Annotated in this window: 16 protein-coding genes; 8 read left to right on the plus strand and 8 right to left on the minus strand. The window is 51.9% G+C overall.

All coding sequences use genetic code 11. The features are described 5' to 3' along the window. Positions 1-369 precede the first annotated feature (369 nt). From BOW52_RS05245 to BOW52_RS05255, 3 genes are all read left to right on the plus strand, one after another. Positions 370-1,491, plus strand: coding sequence for a porin (locus BOW52_RS05245; RefSeq protein WP_078483044.1), 1,122 nt, complete (start codon positions 370-372; stop codon positions 1,489-1,491). Positions 1,492-1,989: 498 nt separating this feature from the next. Then, positions 1,990-2,259 (plus strand): hypothetical protein, encoded by a 270-nt coding sequence (locus tag BOW52_RS05250; protein WP_078483045.1) that lies wholly within the window; start codon positions 1,990-1,992, stop codon positions 2,257-2,259. A 92-nt stretch (positions 2,260-2,351) separates the two neighbouring features. After that, complete coding sequence (locus BOW52_RS05255; RefSeq protein ID WP_078483046.1) at positions 2,352-2,969, plus strand: cysteine peptidase family C39 domain-containing protein; 618 nt, start codon at positions 2,352-2,354, stop codon at positions 2,967-2,969. 143 nt (positions 2,970-3,112) lie between these two features. On the opposite strand, the gene BOW52_RS05260 is transcribed toward BOW52_RS05255, so the two are convergent. Genes BOW52_RS05260 through BOW52_RS05275 form a run of 4 tightly spaced genes read right to left on the minus strand, consistent with a single transcriptional unit; the run spans position 3,113 to position 7,290 of the window. Further along, positions 3,113-4,087, minus strand: coding sequence for a hypothetical protein (locus tag BOW52_RS05260; RefSeq protein ID WP_078483047.1), 975 nt, complete (start codon positions 4,085-4,087; stop codon positions 3,113-3,115). Between the two features lie 36 nt (positions 4,088-4,123). After that, entirely contained in the window at positions 4,124-5,236 is a 1,113-nt protein-coding gene (gene glf, locus BOW52_RS05265; protein WP_078483048.1) for a UDP-galactopyranose mutase, read from the minus strand. A gap of 36 nt (positions 5,237-5,272) precedes the next feature. After that, the gene (locus BOW52_RS05270) at positions 5,273-6,196 is read right to left on the minus strand and encodes a glycosyltransferase family 2 protein (protein WP_078483049.1); all 924 of its coding nucleotides are present in this window, start codon (positions 6,194-6,196) and stop codon (positions 5,273-5,275) included. After that, complete coding sequence (locus BOW52_RS05275) at positions 6,193-7,290, minus strand: O-fucosyltransferase family protein (RefSeq protein ID WP_078483050.1); 1,098 nt, start codon at positions 7,288-7,290, stop codon at positions 6,193-6,195. The genes BOW52_RS05270 and BOW52_RS05275 overlap by 4 nt, the downstream gene beginning before the upstream one ends. A gap of 181 nt (positions 7,291-7,471) precedes the next feature. On the opposite strand from BOW52_RS05275, the gene BOW52_RS05280 reads away from it, so the two are divergent. Further along, a complete protein-coding gene (locus BOW52_RS05280; protein WP_078483051.1) occupies positions 7,472-8,437 on the plus strand; it encodes an NAD-dependent epimerase/dehydratase family protein in 966 nt (321 codons plus the stop codon). 92 nt (positions 8,438-8,529) lie between these two features. On the opposite strand, the gene BOW52_RS05285 is transcribed toward BOW52_RS05280, so the two are convergent. Together BOW52_RS05285 and BOW52_RS16960 are read right to left on the minus strand one after the other, a co-directional pair. After that, the gene (locus tag BOW52_RS05285) at positions 8,530-9,237 is read right to left on the minus strand and encodes an HDOD domain-containing protein (protein WP_172840179.1); all 708 of its coding nucleotides are present in this window, start codon (positions 9,235-9,237) and stop codon (positions 8,530-8,532) included. 4 nt (positions 9,238-9,241) lie between these two features. Continuing rightward, complete coding sequence (locus tag BOW52_RS16960) at positions 9,242-9,385, minus strand: hypothetical protein (RefSeq protein WP_172840181.1); 144 nt, start codon at positions 9,383-9,385, stop codon at positions 9,242-9,244. Between the two features lie 408 nt (positions 9,386-9,793). Here BOW52_RS16960 and BOW52_RS05290 point away from each other — a divergent pair, with 408 nt between their 5' ends. After that, complete coding sequence (locus BOW52_RS05290; RefSeq protein WP_135622066.1) at positions 9,794-10,573, plus strand: sulfotransferase domain-containing protein; 780 nt, start codon at positions 9,794-9,796, stop codon at positions 10,571-10,573. A gap of 85 nt (positions 10,574-10,658) precedes the next feature. Here the strand turns inward: BOW52_RS05290 and BOW52_RS05295 are convergent, their stop codons facing one another. Further along, positions 10,659-11,495 carry a phosphate/phosphite/phosphonate ABC transporter substrate-binding protein gene (locus BOW52_RS05295; protein WP_172840183.1) on the minus strand — a complete coding sequence of 279 codons (837 nt, stop codon included), beginning with the start codon at positions 11,493-11,495 and terminating at the stop codon, positions 10,659-10,661. 197 nt (positions 11,496-11,692) lie between these two features. Here BOW52_RS05295 and BOW52_RS05300 point away from each other — a divergent pair, with 197 nt between their 5' ends. Genes BOW52_RS05300 through BOW52_RS05310 form a run of 3 tightly spaced genes read left to right on the plus strand, consistent with a single transcriptional unit; the run spans position 11,693 to position 16,292 of the window. Next, entirely contained in the window at positions 11,693-12,760 is a 1,068-nt protein-coding gene (locus tag BOW52_RS05300) for an efflux RND transporter periplasmic adaptor subunit (protein WP_078483056.1), read from the plus strand. Continuing rightward, positions 12,760-15,888 carry an efflux RND transporter permease subunit gene (locus BOW52_RS05305; protein ID WP_236725648.1) on the plus strand — a complete coding sequence of 1,043 codons (3,129 nt, stop codon included), beginning with the start codon at positions 12,760-12,762 and terminating at the stop codon, positions 15,886-15,888. Before BOW52_RS05300 ends, BOW52_RS05305 begins: the two co-directional genes overlap by 1 nt. A gap of 50 nt (positions 15,889-15,938) precedes the next feature. After that, the gene (locus BOW52_RS05310; RefSeq protein WP_078483057.1) at positions 15,939-16,292 is read left to right on the plus strand and encodes a pentapeptide repeat-containing protein; all 354 of its coding nucleotides are present in this window, start codon (positions 15,939-15,941) and stop codon (positions 16,290-16,292) included. On the opposite strand, the gene BOW52_RS05315 is transcribed toward BOW52_RS05310, so the two are convergent. Beyond that, positions 16,277-18,091, minus strand: a complete 1,815-nt coding sequence (locus BOW52_RS05315; RefSeq protein ID WP_078483058.1) for a thioredoxin domain-containing protein — start codon at positions 18,089-18,091, stop codon at positions 16,277-16,279. The two genes, BOW52_RS05310 and BOW52_RS05315, sit on opposite strands and share 16 nt — an antisense overlap. Positions 18,092-18,209: the final 118 nt, after the last annotated feature.

Here is an 18,209-nt window from a genome sequence, read left to right on the forward strand (position 1 = left end):
CGTCGTTCGCTCGCGCTCTCAACTACGAATAGGCAGACGGCGTCGACTATCGCGGACTAACCGCCTTCGCTTCGCTATCCATGGCGGTCAGCGTGTGAGGTTTTTGTTTTCTCTTAATTAGGCATGGAGACAAGTTTAGCCTCACAGCCATCTCAGTCGACATATCCCCTACACCCGCAGTTTTCACACACTCTCTTCTACTCTCATCAGATCGAGTTGGCCTGAATGAGGCCACATAGAACACGAAAAATTAACTCTGGCTTCATGCTTGAATGAGCAGCTCCGCATTGGCATGTATCAATATTGCACTGATGTTGCAATATTGATACTCTTGCCAACGAATACAATTTTCTCAAGGAATCATAATTCATGAATAGGAAGCTACTCTCACTGCTAGTCGCCAGCCTGGTATCTGCACCAGCCATCACATCTGCGGACGTCTCAATCTCTGGAACGATGCACATGTCTATCGATTCCACCGATGACGGAGGAACCTCCGATAGCGACAACTCATCTGTCTCAAGCAATTTTTCAAACATTGTTTTCAGCGGTGATGAGGATCTTGGCAGCGGTATGAAGGCCGTTTGGCAGGTTACCAGCGTCACTACTCTTGATGAACAGAGTGGTGACACATGGGCTACTGGACCCTCTTATCTGGGACTCTCCGGCAACTTCGGTACTGTTATTGCCGGTAAAGCAGACACCCCATACTTCACCTTCCAATCACAGTTTGACGTTTTCGACGGCACACTAGCCGACCTTGCCACCATAATGGGCACCGACGCAGAAGGTAATGAACTGTTCAGGGACGATTACGCCGACAATTTCAATTTAACTACCCCTAACACTGTCGCCTATATTTCGCCTGACATGGGCGGCTTTACAGTGGTGGGCGCTTATGTGACCGATTGGGCAGTTCCCGGTGATGAAGACAACAACAACCTTGATGCCTTCAGCATCAGTGGTACATATATAAGTGGTGGCCTGATGATTGGCGCAGCTTTTGAGCGTCATAACCACGATGCCTCGCTCTGTAGCAATGCGGACTATTGGGATAACGACCATTGGTCAGGCTGTACCGACGCTGTTAGTAACGACGCCATCCAGATTGGCGCCTCCTTTAACGCTGGTGACACGGGCGTTGGTCTCCTGTGGGAAAATATCGATGGCGCAGCCCCAATAGACCGCGATGCATGGGCCGCCTATATAACTCAGGGCTTCGGCAACAACACCGTGAAGGTGCTCTACACTACAGCGACACAATCCAGCTTGCCTGCGAGTGGCGAAGATCTCGATGAAGCCTCCATGTGGGCCATCGGCCTCGATCATGCACTGAGTCAGCGCACTACCGTTTACGGCATGTATGCATCACTTGAGAATGACGATGATTCAGAACGTTATCTCGGCGGTGTCGATCATGGCGATCGACTCGGTGATGGTGGTGGTCGCGATCAAAGTGGTTTCTCTCTAGGCATTGTTCACAGCTTTTAATATACCGTTGTAGTTATGCTGCGCAGAAGGCCCCTAACGGGGCCTTTTTTATGCCCATAACAAGTTGATGGTACTTCGGTAATAATCAGGTGCATCTGGAAATCTGGACAGGAGTTCAGCGCGACAGAACCAGAGAACAAGGAAGCTCGGTTCTGGTTCGACCAAAGATCGGCTTCGATGCTAACAAACCCTTAAACGTTAACTCAGAATAGAATCTGATCAGTTCACTCATCCTCAAGAGTTAAGCACAATATCCCTTCAACTCAGGTATCTTCAACTAGATTCCAATGAGTAATAACCTTTCATCCACCGTGACAATACAGAGTTGGTAATCACGGTTGTTCATATACCAATCTAATCTGCAATGACTACACTTAGTTCAGAAGGGCGTGTCTATGACATCTGCTTTTCTGTGGTATTTGGCTGGTGAGGGGTTGTAGCTGTTGTTGACGATTCCGGCACCAATGTTCAACGACCAGATACACAAAGGAGAGAATCATGAAGAAATTAGTCTCAACTGTTCTTGCCGTGTTCATGCTCTTTGGCTCTCTTCCACTCTACGCCTCAGAGGCTGGTCCGGCTCGAGTTAGCGGCACCCCAGTCACACAGGCTCACTCCTTGAGTGGCAGCGAATTGAATGCTCTCGCATCTCTGGAGCGAAAATCTCAACAGGCAGCTACCGTTAAGGCCGGCGAGATGAGCGACGAGGCGATCATCGCCGTTACGGTCATTTCTGTCGCCGTACTGGTGTACGCTATCTCCGAGTAGCAACCATTAAATATCTTCACTATTGGCCATCGTGTTGAGTCTCACCACGATGGCCTTTTTCAATCCACCACCCGAGTAGCCAGATCACGCCCATGACATTACGCACACTCACCCTTCTGCCCATCGTGTTGATCAGCCTGCTAATGAGTGGCTGCATCAATATGCCAATCAAAGAGAGCGGCGAGAGGGCGTTTCAGAGAGAGTTTGCTGGCATGACCTATATAAAGGTCCCTTACGTCGAACAGGAGAGCGCTGTGACCTGCGGTGTTGCGGTCATCCAGAGTGTTTCCGACTTCTGGGGCTCGCCCATCGATCAGCAGACCATGCTTGTGGATCACCCCCCTGCCGACACCGAAGAGGGTTACTCTCTGGCCGAACTCAAGACAATTGTTAAGAGGCACTCGCGTTTGAAGGCCTTTGTACTGAAGGCAAATGGTAAGTTGCTCGAACAGATGATCGCCAAGGGTCGCCCGGTCATAGTCGCCGTGCGCACCGAACCGAGACCATATATCGAGACCCCTTTCGAATTTACGCGCAGGCTGGTGCGCATTCTCGCCGAGGAGTACAACCACTACATTGCGGTGATAGGGATTAACAAGGAGAAGGTCGCCATCATGGACCCTGCGCAGGGCTTCTACGTGATGAAGCGTGACCGATTTAACACCATCTGGGCCGAACTCGGTAACGCCTCACTATTGATTGCGAAGTAGCGATAGTTTGATCTGCATATTATTAAAATCGCTCTAATAATCAGCAAGAGACTCACTCTCAACGACTCAATAAATAATACCTATGCAATCACGCACTCGAATCAAAATATAATAATCGCCTTCGCCAGCAAATCGACTGAAGATCAACTGCAAAGTTTGATAATGCTCTTTCTTGCCGACCACGGTAACGATGATAGTCGGTAGGGTGAAGGCAGGCGAAGCTCACCCTTGACACTCTCAAGATACTCAATGACACGCAGCCCCTTATCAAAGGCCTTTGCATTTCTCGCCAACATTAATTCCGGGGGTGATTCAGACAAACTTTTATAGGCGCCGTTTTTATAGGTGTAGGGATACTCTCTTCCCTTTTGATGGAGTAGGAATAATACCGAACCTCCAAAATAGGGAAGAATGTTTGCTCCACCACCCTGCACCGCCACATACACCTGTGCATCGGCGAGCAGGTTGAGTTTTGTACGATTGTAATCACCGCCAGACTCCAGCGTTGATTGCTCAAGGTCGGTCACATGATTATATCGATTTATAATCTCACGATCCGGATAGTGACAGGCCGAGTTATGATCATCGGAATAACCCGAAAGGGGAATTCTAGGACAACTATAGATCACTTGATAACGATCGGCAGTGAGATCCATCAATCGTTCAAGCGCATATAGCGGCATGTAATTTATCGGGCCAACATCCCACTCAACCGTGAATTTATTCTGAACAAACAGTGTCGGCCGCTCACCCCGGGATTGACTACTTCGGTAATGCCCTCGGTAATCGATATAGACTTTCCAGGGATTAACTACGCCATCAAACTCATTACAGTAAGGCCAGTATCGCTCGTGCACGGGCAAGCACCGACGGGGCTCATCCTTCTCCTCAAACTCATCCTCATCGAGAAAGAAATAGTATGGACGCATTCCATTGTAGGAAACTATTCTCCGCCCCCTGAGATGCCCCTCCTGCTTCAGCCAAGCGACAAAGGGGACAAACGTCATCATCTCAGAGCCATACTCACCTACATACTCAAGTCTCGACTCTTTTTTTAGTAGACCCAATGCATGATCAAGCAACCTATCATTGATACGGCGGTTATCTCTATTTTTCATTCGCAAATGCTTTACTCGTAGAGAGGCGTATCGGAATCAAAGCGTAGACGCCAGCTTCAAGGCTCTGGCGACAACCTGATCCATATTGTAATACATGTAGTCACCCAGTCTGCCCGCAAACAGCACAGACTCACTGATCTTTTCTGCCTCATCTTTATAGCGACGCAGCAGCGATCTATTTTCCCTGATTGGCATCGGGTAGCAGGGGGTATTCATGCCAGGTTCATGTTGAACTGGATATTCATACAACAGCGTAGTGGATGTGGATGATTGTCCCGTCAACTGGGTAAACTCTGTCACCCGCGTGTAGTCATGATCATTCGGATAGTTGACCACTCCAGCTTTTTGAAATCTGCTTATCGGCAGTGTTTGATATTTAAAGTCGATGCTCCGATAAGGCAGCCGTCCAAACTTGTAGCCAAAATATTGATCAATCGAGCCGGTAAAAACCAGCCGCTTATACTCAACCCTACTTTGTATCTCTTCCCATTCAGCCCCTAACATTACTTCGATATTCGGATGATCGAGCATATTATTAACCATCGCGGTATATCCACCCACCGGAATCGCCTGGTAGGTGTCTTGGAAGTAACCATCATCACGAGAAAGCGAGACTGGAACACGCGCTGTAACCGATGGCAACAACTGCTCTGGCTCCACCCCCCATTGTTTGAGTGAGTATTGCTCAAACACACGCTGATAGACCGATTCAGCGAATGCCCTAATATCCGAATCACTACTCTCCATCAACTGAAGAATCGGTACCCTTTCACCATTGCAATATGTGTTTAACAGCTTTTCGATGTAACGTTGCGACATCTGTTTGGGAAACAGCTTTTCTATACTATTCAGATTTACAGGTAACGGCACATACTCACCATCAATAGAACCAAGCACATGGTGCCTGTAGCTATGCCATTCAGTAAATTTCGAAAGATAGTCCCACACCACACGGCTATTTGTGTGGAATATGTGGGGGCCGTATCGATGCACGGTTATCCCACACTCATCCTCTTCATCAAAGGCATTTCCAGCCACATGATTGCGCTGATCGACAACCAGCACAGACTCTCCACGCCTGGTTGCAATCTGCTCTGCCAATGTCGCACCGGTCAAACCCGCACCCACGACAAGCCACTCTGTCTTCATCTGCCGTCCTCAACCGGATAAAAGATCATATCCACATCAAGCCCAGTCCGTTCTCGCCTTTTCCGACTCAGCAACTCGTTTCTGGATATCGGCCATTTGTTCGCCAAACTTCTCAACCAGTAACTTATGATTCGTAATTAGCTGCTGTTTACGCCTATCCAGATTGCCAAAGCTCTCTGTACCTCTAGCTCCGGCCTGACGAAATCCCGCGTCATACCATGCCACCTGGCCGCCCTGCAGCCATACCTGTAAAGAGAGCGCGACGTCAAAATGGATACCCGGCCAACCCACTTGAGAAAAATCCAGATCGAAACCCCCCATATCAACAAACGCCTTCCGGCGTATAAACACGGGTCCTACATTGATCGCCTCGACAAACCGGTGCATTGGTCCTCCACCTTCGCTGTGTAACGCCTCTTTTTTGTACTGGTTAGTAAGATCACCAGCAGACCAATACTGCTTCTGTTCAACACTATCTGACTCAATACCTTGAAAACCGAGCCAGCCACCGAGCACGATCAGATCTGGATAGCGATTGAATAACGATACCGCTTCATCGAACCAAGCGGACGTTGAGGGCGGGGCGTCATCATCCTGCAACAGGCAGACAAGCTCACCATTGGCATAACGAAGCGCACGGTCATAGGTTCTAATCTCGTGCAGATCGTTTGAGTGAATGACAAAGTCGTTCGGGCGGTTGAAATATTTCAGCCACTGCCGAAGGGAACCATCAACCGAGCCATCCTCACAGACGATGCACTCCTGATAGGGAAGACTCTGTAGCCTTTCGGCCAACATCTTAATATTGTCACAGTGGTTGAACGACTGGATAACGAAGGTGACTTTCGGTGCCTCAATGTAACGCTCCTCACTCTCACTTCGCTTTCGTTTCTTCTCTCTTACTTTGAAATCAAACCACAGTTTTTTTAAATTAAGCCATTTCTTAACCGTTCTAATCATTCAGTCTTACTCTTTCGGTAGCTCAGAAAAGAGACTCGGCCATGTTTTCGGTGCCACTTATCCCACTTACGAAGAATCTTGTATCTCTGTTGTGCCCAGTAGTGGCGAATCTTATCTACGAACGAAACGCCCATCATTTCATGATTCAAGTCGATGCAAGGCAATTCTGGATTAAAGTAGATTGCAAACTCTCCAACCGCAGAACAGCACTTCAACAAAAAGTCACAGCGCGACAGAAGCAGGCAATCTAGCAACACCTCTTCACCCTTGATGTAGCCACTCCCCTGCTTGCGTTGCTGGAATGCATTTATAGAGCGTCTTGAGCGCGACACATCGAGCGAGAGAACGCGATCACCATATCGCGTACGCATCTCATCTAGATATTGAACCTGATCGGTTGCAACAAATATTTTACATTCTGGATTTTCCAGGACATATCGATCGATATATGGAAAATATTGCTTAGGTGGAATGATTTTCATCAACTGCGTTGCAGAGTCAGCCGTGCCTTTATCGGTACCACGCATATGTATACCTAGCACTTTGTGACCCGCAAACAGCCGCTCTACGAACGACTCGAGCAGTTCAACCAGATGCGGCTTGAGATGGATGTATTTCTGAATAACAGCATGAGCCCGCTCTCTGTTGTCCCGATACCACGCCTCATCAAGCTCGACCTTATCTTTGAAGACTCCATACGGATAGGCAAAAACGCTTCGCTCATCGCCTGCATGCAGATGCCATAGCTCACTGTTCGTCAGCCGATGCAGATCACCACCCTGCAAAGAGTCATCCGGATCAACCAATCGCCGCTCAACATCCTCATAGGTAACGCCTGCCACCGGCTCGAAATAGTAGTCCCATGTGTTTTCGCCATACTCAGGATCGTAATAGGCATTGCTACCATTTTCAGACCATGAGCCAAAATGGACCACAGGCGTATACCCCTCACGTTCACAGTGGAGTAACTGGTTAATAACAAAAGTCACATACGCAAAAAAACCCGCATTAGCATGATTAATACGGATCTCGAACAAGCCCTGCTCGCAATCTTCCTGAATTTCACTACCACCCTTCACTACGGCACCTATCATAACGACTCATTGTTGCTTGCACTTGGAGCTGATATCACTTGCGTTGATCACTATACCGATCACGCGCCAAGTTACCACGCACTCTGAAACAATCATCTTATCTGTATCAAAACCGTGATATCAGTTAGGCTATCCGCTCGAAAAAAAAACATCATCCCATCTAAAATCGGAATAACAACATATGAAGAGTGCTCTGGTGTGCGGTGCTGGCGGATTTATTGGCAGTCATTTAGTCAAACGCCTTAAACGAGAGGGTTTTTGGGTTCGCGGAGTCGATCTGAAATTTCCTGAATTTGCAGCAACAGAAGCCGATGACTTCGTCGTCGGCGATCTACGCGACCCACACCTCTGCAGTCATGTAATTGATCGGCCTTTCACCGAGGTATACCAGCTTGCTGCCGACATGGGAGGGGCTGGCTTCGTTTTTATCGGCGACAACGATGCCGACATCATGCACAACTCTGCCATGATCAACCTCAACGTGCTCGAAGCCTGCCGTAAGCGCAACAATAAACACATCTTTTATTCATCATCAGCCTGCGTTTATCCGGAATTCAATCAGGAGACTGCCAACGACCCCACCACCGAGGAGAGCACGGTCTACCCAGCCCAGCCTGACAGTGATTATGGTTGGGAGAAGCTCTTTAGCGAACGCCTCTACCTCGCCTACCAGCGAAACTATGACATGCAGGTTAGAGTCGGCCGATACCACAACATCTTTGGCCCCGAGGGTTCATGGAATGATGGTCGCGAAAAGGCACCCGCCGCACTGTGCCGCAAGGTTGCCGAGGCTGATGATGGAGGTGAGATTGAGATATGGGGCGACGGGGAACAGACACGTTCATTTCTATATATAGATGAGTGCCTTGAAGCAACCACACGTTTCATGCGCTCAGACTGGGCGGGGCCAGTCAATATTGGCTCCGAGGAGATGATCACTATCAACGGTTTAGCTGAGATGATTATGGCGGTCGCTGGAAAATCATTAACGCTACGTCACATCGAAGGCCCTCTTGGAGTACGTGGACGCAACTCAGACAACCGACTCTATGAAAAAATGATTGGCTGGAAAGTGAGTGAACTGCTTAAAAAAGGCGTTGAACTGACCTATCCGTGGATTGAAGAGCAGTTACAAACCTCGTCATAACCGTGACGACAATAGAGACGCCACTCAGATCAAGAGCCTAAAGAGGCAGAACCGCTCAAATGAATGACTGGCATCGCTATTAATCTACCACCTCAAACGAGTACAAACTCACTGACATCATCCTCAAGGTCGCTGTAATCCAGGCTGGTTAAACCTAGCGCTTCCAACACACCATCCTTTACCCACAGCCACTCCGAATTCGAGTGAAAACGACGGGTTCGCTCAACAATATTCTCTGCCATCTTCAGAATGGAGTACATCGTGACAAAAGCCTCGTCACTCGACTGATCAAGCGCATCCTCTTCATGGTGTCGGAGGATCAGTTCGCAGAGTCCACGCGGTAGATCCCATGAATTAGCGATGAAGTAACCAACGACCGCATGGTTGGTATTATATCGCTCCTCCTCCAGCTCAGAGATCGTCGCATCGTGCTTCTCATTCGCCTCAATCAATAGACTCTTGTAGTCATCAAACCTGTTTGCCATTGCTGGGATACCACAATCATGGAAAAGCCCCACCGCATACAGCTCCTCGAATTGCACTTTTTGATCGGTCTTTTTGCCAATGTAAACCATGGTCTTTGCAACATCTGTCGCCTCATCCCAGAACCGCTCATGGGAGATGCACGACTTTTGATTCATTGCATGTCTGATCTCGTGGGTCGCAACCAGATTGGCCACTGAACGTGTACCCAACAGCATGACCGCCTGCTGGATATCGGAGATCATGCGTGAGAGTCCATAGTAGGGTGAATTAATAGTCTTCAGGATCGCGGCAGACAGGCCCACGTCACTCGCCACACACTCAGCCACCTTCGCTGACCGCCATGGATAGCGAAGCGAAGGCGGTTAGTCCGCGATAGTCGACGCCGTCTGTATATTCGTAGTTGAGAGCGTGAGCGAACGACGTAGATGCTTGGGCTTGGATGCCCAAAACAAACTTTCGCAAAAATAGCGACTCCCCGGGGATGGATCGGGGTTTCTTCATTCGCAAGCCGCTGAATCTGACTCAACACCTCGGGTTTTGCTGGAATATGGAAACCACGAATAATCTCTTCAGCCGTCTTGTCATCAATCAGCATTGCTGTCCTCCAACCTATCAAACAGAGCCACCCGTACGGCCCATGGCATCACGAATAGCGTGATAGAGAGCTGACCACAGTATTGGTCGCTCTAAATTTCACATGAAGATTTTACAACCCAGACAATCAACAGGTTGTAAACAAGCGTTACAATCCGCGCCCCGACAAATAACGCCTTACCAAACAATGCGTTGCAAACATCCATCTACCAGCAGCCTTTTACTTCTCACAGGGGTACAATCAGCACAGACATTTTTGGAAACACAACAATCACCATGAATCAGACATCTGAAATCTTGCGAAAACTTGGGAACTTACCCCAACTACTCACATACAAATTACATCGCAACTATCTACATACCAACCTTCAAGACATCATCGTAAATGAGTATCCAAGAAGCGGAGGTACATGGATAGCAAAACTAATATCTACCAGTACTCGCATTAATAAACTCACTCCATTCTCGCTCAAGAGGAGCGTACTTCACGAACACCTAATTGATTCATCCAATGCTAAACAGATATATGTATTGAGAGATCCTCGTGATGTAATCATCTCGAACTATTTTCACTGTTTTTTTACAAACGAAATGAACAACGCAGGTCGCGTTATAAAGATGAAGGAGGAGTTTTCGTTTGATAACTACGACAATGTAAAAGACAATCTCAAACAGTTCATTAGTCGTATGCTTACCAAGCCTTTTGCACCACCACTTCTCTTACAGGACTTTATTGACGCTGCACTATCCAACCCCAACGGCTTAGTCATCCGTTATGAGGATATGAAATTGACTCCGTTAGAGACAATGAGGCAGATAGTAGACTTTTATGAAATTGACCTTTCAGACGAAACACTGACAAGCGCTATTGAACAACATGACATTTCACATCATGCTACCGGCCGTCGTGATAGACATATTAGAAAGGGAATTATTGGAGACTGGAAAAACCACTTCAATGCAGATAGCGCCCAAGCATTCAATAATTTAGCTGGGAGACACCTAATCAAGCTAGGGTATGAAGAGGATGAATCATGGCTAAACCAAATTGAATAATACCAACCCGAACAACCCTAACCTCATCTCTATGCGACATCAAAAAAGGCTGCCGAAGCAGCCTTTTTTAACATTGAAGATGTAACTATCGTTCGAGCTGGAATCCCCAAATAGGATCGAGAAGCTCGCCAACACCGTCATAATCATCCTCGCTGGCCGCGACGAAGTTCTTGCGCTTAAAGGTCTCCAGCAGACCCGCGGCCTTTGCCAGACCCTCTTCACTCAGAAGCGCCGTGGTCAACTTTTCGTGAAGCTCCTCATCAACCTCATCGGTAATGGAGATGGTGCGTTCTGGGTAGCTGCGTTCAGGTGCGTAGAGCAATTTGAAGCCAGCCTGATCCATCTTTTCCCAGTGTTTATCACGAAGTACTGCTGCCTCGGCTTTGCCCGCCTTGAGACACTCGACCAGCCCCTTGAAGCCCTTCACCGAGAGCATTACTGGCTGACGCACCGGATTATCGAACTGTTGTAGGAAGGCCATAGTAAGCATGTTGGGTGATGCGAAAGAGCAGACCTTCTTGCCGCTCAATTTTTTGATGTCAGTAACACTAGAGCTCTCAGGCACCACCACTACGATTCGGATTGCGCCCGGCAGACGTACCAACGGTGCATGACCCAGCATCTCCATGCGCCAACCGACAAAGTGAGGACCATCAAAGACGATATCGTACTCACCCTCACGCATGTTATTGGTGTATTCGAGGTAGTTGCGAGCCGGTTCGATAGCGATCTTCTGTCCAGAGACCTCGCTCAGGTAATTAACCAGCGGCGTGTAGAGCTGCACCGTCTTCTCCGGCGAATGGGTCGGTGCGGTCGAGAAGACCAGCGCCTCCTCATCCTCCGCCTGTACGCCCTGTGAAACGGTGACAGCTACCGAGAGAAGTGCAAGAGAGAACCAGCGCGAGAAAAAGCTTCTTATCATTATCATCCCCATCCATCTTTATCTATTTTTATCGTGGTATCCGCCATCATTCAAAGACCCAATCCATGGCGGCGATTCCTATCAAATCGCGCGACATAGAACTGATACCGAGCGAGTTGTACACTTTTACCAATAATCGCTGTCCAAGGAAAGAGATGATTGCTACGCTCCCGGTAATAAGAAGAACCACCAGCCCTATGCAACGACTCATATACCTACTCACACTCTCAACAGCATTGCTGATCACTGCCTGCGGTGATCAGCAGGCCAATGGCGACAAAAAACGCCCCAAACAGGCGCATCTGGTCGAAACGATCGATGTCAGCCTTGAGACGGCGGGGCACCGCACCACCCTCACCGGCACCCTGCAGGCGCGCCGCCAGGTTGAGATACACAACCAGGAGGATGGTCGTATCGTTGAGCTACCTTTCTTTGAGGGTGATCAGATCAGCGAAGGCGATCGCCTCGTTAGCATGGAGCGCGATCTCCTCAAGGCACAGCTCGACAAGGCGAGCGCTACTCGCCGCCAGGCTGAACTTGATCTGAAACGCATTGAACGACTGGTAAAACAGAAGCTTGCCGCCGATGACCAACTGGCACGCACACGCACTGCGCTTGATGTCGCCCGCGCCGAGGAGCGAGTACTCGAGACACGCCTGCAGTACACCCTGATCAGCGCCCCCTTTGATGGCATTCTCAGCGCACGCCTCGCCTCACCCGGCGACATCGCACCTCGCCACACCCACCTGTTGACCCTGATCGACCCCGCCTCGCTGATTACGCGGGTAGCCGTCTCCGAACTGATGCTACCCGCACTGCAGACCGGCGATACGCTCGATGTACGCATCGATGCACTTGGTGAGCGCACCTTCCCCGGCACTATCCTCCGCATCCACCCCACCCTTGATGAGCAGAGTCGTCAGGGCATTATAGAAGTTGAGATCAAACCCGTTCCCGCTGGTGCGCGTGCCGGTCAGCTCTGTCGTATCACCCTCAGCACCAATCTCGCCGAACGACTGCTGCTACCAGCCACCGCAATCCAGAGTGGTCGTAGCGGCAGTTTCGTCTACCGTGTCGATGGCGAAGGCAAGGCTCGGCAGGTTGAGGTGGTCACGGGAATTCATCTCGGCAACCGTATCGAGATTCTCGACGGACTCGGCGCGGGCGACCAGATCATCACACGCGGTTTTCTCGGTCTACGTCCCGGCAAGGCAGTCATCGAACCCGGCAAATCGAAACCAGAGAAGGGTAAGGCAGCAAACTAGTGGCTACCATTCAGCGCGCCATCTCTGAACGAAGCGGCGGTCTCGCTGCCTGGGCGATACGCCATCCGATCGGCATCATCATGCTGGTATTAGCGCTAGTGGTTCTGGGCATGACCGCCCTGCAGCGCCTTGCCGTCGATCTGTTGCCGCATCTGATCTACCCCGAAGTAAGAGTACGGATTCTCGACAGCGGCGTCCCCGCCAAGGTGATGGAAGACCGTGTTACCCGCCAGCTTGAAGAGCAGCTGGCAATCACTGAGGATGCGATCAGCGTCCAGTCGCGCACCACTGAGGGACGCTCCTCAGTCGACCTCACCTTCCCCTACGGAAAAGATATCGACCTGGCGCTGCGCGATGCCAGTACCCGTCTCGACCGAGCCAAACGCTTTCTGCCCGATACCATCGATGCACCGGTGATCTACAAACGCGACCCGGCGCAGATCGCGATACTCGAATTCATTATCAGCTCCAATGAACGCAGTACCGTCGAGCTGCGCAGCTGGACCGACTACACCTTCTCCAAGTGGTTCCTCAATCTGCCGGGGGTCGCGGCGGCTGAGGTCGGTGGTGGACTGGTACGCGAGATCCAGATACTGCCCGACCAGGGACGTCTTGAAGGACTGGGGCTAAAACTCGACGACCTTATCGGCACCCTCGAGGAGGGCAACCTGGAGGCACCGGGGGGGCGTCTCTACCTACCGCAGCGTGAACTGCCGACCCGCACCAGCGCACGCTTCACCTCCATCGAGCAGATCACTGCCCTGCCGATAAGTCTGCCCGATGGCAGCACCATTCGCCTCGATGAGGTCGCTCAGGTGGTCGACAGCCACGAGGATGAACGACTACGGGTACGCCTCAATGACCGCCCTGGCCTCAAGCTCTCAATTCAGAAACAGCCCGGCGCCAATACCCTTGATGTCGCCGAGATGGTCCACACACGCCTCGACTGGCTCCGCTCGCAGCAGCTAATTCCCGAGGATATCGTCATCGAGGCGGTCTCCGATCAGAGCATCTACGTCAGTCAGGCGGTCAACAATACGGTCATTGCTGCTAGCAGTGGTGCGCTGCTGGCGATGATTGTCGTCTACCTCTTTCTTGGCAGCCTGCGCCGCACCCTGATCATCGGCAGTGTGATTCCAATTGCCGTCTCAGCAACTTTTATATTGATGGACGTCGGTGGACTGACCCTCAATATCATGACCCTGGGTGGCCTGACCGTCGGTATCGGAATGCTGGTCGATAACACCATCGTGATGCTGGAGAACATCTACCGCCATCAGCGCGAGGGGGAGCGGTGGGATGAGGCAGGCCGCCATGCTGCCGGTGAAATCAACAGCGCCATCGTCGCCTCCACCTCAACCAACCTCGCGGCGATCCTCCCCTTTCTCTTCATTAGCGGTCTGATCGGGCTACTATTTCGCGAGCTGATCTTCACCATCTCGGCGGCGATCTTCGCCTCACTACTGGTAGCACTCACGCTGGTACCCTCACTTGCGGTGCGGGTGCCCCTCGGTCAGATCAGTCCTCTGCGAAAACACATCGATACCCTGATCAGGGCGCTGCAACTACGCTACGGCAACACCCTGGAGCGAGTCATCGCGAGCACTGGACGCAGAGTGTTCATGGTCGCACTCTTCTGTTCCGCCCTCTTCATCTCGCTGCAGGGCATCCTTGGCGAGAATCAGACCTTCCTGCCGCGCCTTGATGATGGCAACGTCAACATCCACATCACCGGTGACAGCGGCATCACCATGACTGAGATGGATCAGCAGGTCGCCACCATTGAGGCGCTACTCAATGAGCAACCCGAGGTGGTCTCAATCTTCTCTACCGTCGGTGGTTTTATCTTTGGTCGCTCACAGTATGAGTCGAGTAATCGCGGCAGCCTGGTGGTACAGCTCACACCACGCAGTCAACGCGACAGCAACACCGATAGCTGGGTGGCGAAGATGCGCAAACTGGTCGCCAAACAGCAGCTGCCCGGCATTAAGGTGCGCATCCGAACCCGAGGGGTACGCGGCATCCGCATCAGCAGCGGCGATGACGACATCAGCATGCGCCTGCAGGGACCCGACCTTGATCGACTCGATGAGCTCGCCTATCAGATCGTAGATCAGCTGCAGGGGGTTGAGGGTATCAGCAACCTGAGCCACTCCTCTGAGGAGCTGCGCCAGGAGCTGGCAGTCACCATTGATCGTGACCGCGCTGCTACCCTGGGGCTAAGTGCCAAAGAGATCTCCGATGCGATCCAACTCGCTATCACCGGGCGTATCGTCACCGACTATCTTGAGGGCGACCGCAGCTACGATATCCGCGTACGACTTCCACGCAGCGAGATCAGCGGTATCGAATCGCTTCAGCAACTCCTGCTCTACACCAATAATGGCGAACAGCAGGCGATCCATCTGCGTGAGGTGGCACAGATCGCGCTGGTCCCTGCCGCCGCTCAGATCATGCGCGACAACCAACAGCGCATCGTCGAGGTAAGCGCATCACTAAGTGGCAGCGCCACGCTGGGCGAGGTGTTGCAGCATATCGATTCACGACTCAGCGAACTTCAGCTACCCGAGGGTTACGTGATCTACGAAGCGGGCGCCTCTGAAACCCTTAAACGCGGTCAGACAACCACCACCATGCTGCTCGGTCTGGCGCTATTTCTCGTCTTTGTGGTGATGGCGGTCCAATATGAGTCGCTACGTAATCCACTGATCATCCTGCTCGCCATCCCCTTCACCCTGATCGGTGTCGCCACCGGCATCAATGCGCTTGAGCTGCCCCTTTCAATGCCGGTCTGGCTCGGGGTGATCATGCTGGTCGGTATTGTGGTCAACAACGCCATCGTGCTGGTGGAGACCATTGAGCTGTTGCGGCAACAGGGAAGCCTGCTGCTGGAGGCGATTGTTGAGGCGGCTCGCATCCGCCTGCGCCCTATCCTGATGACCACCCTCACCACCATAGTCGGCCTGCTTCCGTTAGCACTCGGGCTCGGTGAAGGGGCTGAGATGCTACGCCCTCTGGCGGTCTGCATCGTCTTTGGTCTCTCCTTCTCGGCACTTGTAACCCTCTTTCTGCTACCTGCTATCTATCACATACTGCACAGCGACAACGAGGCTGCATACCAGCGCTGAGGATCGTGCTATATCTATAGTCAGCCACACCTATTGAGAATGGAGATCACATGAGTACACCCGAGATACGAGACGATCCACTCTACCAGCTACTACGTCACGGTAAGGTCGAAGAGTTCAATGAACAGATCCGTGCCGGTGCAACGTGTGATCTCACCGGCGCAGACCTACGCGGACTCGATCTGCGGGGAATGATTGCCGACGGCCTTGATCTCTCTGACAGCTACCTGCGCCAGTCGGATCTGCGCGGCATCGATTTCCGAAACTGCAACATACGAGGCACCAGTCTGTTTGGCGCCAAAATCTCCGGTACCTACTTCCCCAAGGAGCTACGCGCGGAAGAGATTACCCTCTCTCTGTTACACGGTATTCGCATACGTTACGAGGATCAATCGGAGCGGTAATTTGCCAGCAGGTCGATTTGGCTTGCATACCAGAAGGGCGAACCTTTCATCTCACCGTAACCCTTTCCAAGGGCCTGCTCTGCACGCTGTAGTAACGCTCGACTCTTTAACCGTTTGGCGACCTGTAGCGTCACCTTTAGCAGCCGCGATGAGGGTGATCCGATCGGTCCATCACTCACCACCTGTTCTGCCACACCGAATGGGACCAGCGCTTCCGCCTGCAACTGCCACCCCTGCTCGGTCATGAAGTCACGCCATGCTCGACGCAACACTCTTTCCGCCAGTTTTAGATAGCGCTCTGAATGAGTCACCTTCGCCCATGAGGCCAGTCCCTCAGCGACTGCGGCGTAATCGCCCAGTACCGCGCGACCAACACGCTGCTGGCGCGAAGCCATCCTGAAGAGCTGCTGACCATCCCACTGGCGTGTTGCCAGGAACTCGGCCAACCCCTCGGCCGCTGCGCGATACTCTTTGCGGTCACTCACCATGACAGCTCGACTCAGCGCCGTCAGCAGCAGCCCATTCCACTCCGCAATCTGTTTAACATCACGTGGAAACTGTTCCAGGCGACGATGTTTTATCAGTTTGCTACGCGCACTCATCAACCGTTGTTGTGCCTGCCGCTCACTGAGCCCAAGACTGATTGCCGCTACGGTCAACATCACTGTCTGACGTGGAAGCTGTTCGGCCGCACCACTCAGATCGACGCCCCAGTAGCGCTTTAACAGCTGCCACTCATCAGCACTCAGCAACCGCTGCATCTCCTTACGCCAGAAGTAGGCACCACCCTCCTCGCCTAGCTCATCGACCGCCGAGAGGCTGGCGATGTAGGCACCATCACCCGCCATCTCACGCAGCACAAAATTGAGTGTATCGAGCCCTACCTCGCGATAGTACGGCTCTTCTAACAGCACCGCTGCCTCAAGATAGAGGTCGGCCAACTGCGCATTATCGTAGAGCATCTTCTCGAAGTGGGGTATCTGCCAACCGGGGTCTACGGTGTAACGGAAAAAGCCGCCACCGACCTGATCACGCAGACCCGCAGCAGCCATCTGTTTAAGTGTCAGATGGAGAAATGCCTCAAGCGCTGAGTCAGTGGCCTTTGCATTGGCGTGCAGAATGGTCCGTAGCTGGGGTACCGAGGGAAACTTGCTCTGATTTCCAAAACCGCCCTCAAACTCGTCCCAGTGGTCATCCAGCTGCTGCAGGAATCGCTGCTGCAGCTCTGCAGCCCCATCCTCAGGCATCGGCTCTTGCGCCTCACTGGCCTCGGCCTGCATTGCCCTGGCAGCTGTTTCAGCCATTCGTGCCAGCGATTGATGTTCACTCACCCAACGTCCCTGCAATCCCTCAAGCAGCCGTTTGAAGGTGGGCTGCGGCTGGTAGACAGTACCGACAAGTGGATTGCCCGCAGGGGTGATAAAGACGTTAAGCGGCCAGCCACCGCGCCCTTCGGTGCGCTCAACAAAACCCATCAACCACTCATCCAGCGCCGGCTGCAGCTCTCGGTCGACCTTCACGGCAATGAAGTAGCGGTTTAGCAGCGCAGCCACGGCGGGATCACGGAAGCTCTCCTTCTGCATTACATGGCACCAGTAGCAGGCGAAATAGCCCACTGAGACAAACAGCAACTTATTCTCGCGACGCGCACGCTCAAGCACCTCTGGCCCCCACGCCTGCCACTCAACAGGGTCTTCAGCGTGCATGGCTAGATAGGGAGAGGGGTGACCGGCCAGGGTGTTGGCCGCGTTAAGCAGCGGTAGATAGAGCAGGAGTAGTAGAATTGCGATCAGACGCATGGCGCGGCCTCAATGAAATAGCTCGATAGGGTGAGCCTAGCAGCTGGGTATGCGGGGTGTGAGGAGCGTGGGGTGGGTGGAGTGCGCCCTGAGCGAAGCGAGAAAGTCTCCTTGGTGT

The sequence above is a fragment of the Solemya pervernicosa gill symbiont genome, from assembly GCF_002020875.1.
Taxonomy (GTDB): domain Bacteria; phylum Pseudomonadota; class Gammaproteobacteria.